1 protein-coding gene is annotated in these 264 nt (G+C 43.2%); it reads left to right on the forward strand.

The window, feature by feature from the left end; genetic code table 11:
• Nucleotides 1-264 (forward strand): type 2 periplasmic-binding domain-containing protein (locus tag SB775_RS30475; RefSeq protein WP_486360722.1); only part of this gene is annotated, 264 nt, incomplete at both ends.

The raw sequence follows: 264 nt of genomic DNA on the forward strand, positions 1-264 counted from the left end.
GAGAAAAATCCGGAGCGTGAGCAAAAGTATTTGTTTAACAAAGAACCGTATGTCATTTGGAAGACAAGGGTAGTCGTACCAAAGGAAAACGAAACGATCCAATCACTCGACGATTTAAAAGGAAAGAGGGCTTATACCACCGCAACGTCTGCTGCAGCGCAAATTTTAGAAAACTACAACAAAGCAAATAACAATGCCATCAACATTGTTTACTCCAACGGCAGTGCCAACGATGCTGTTAACCAATTGACCCAAGGGCGTGCG

Source organism: Peribacillus sp. SIMBA_075 (genome assembly GCF_046534585.1).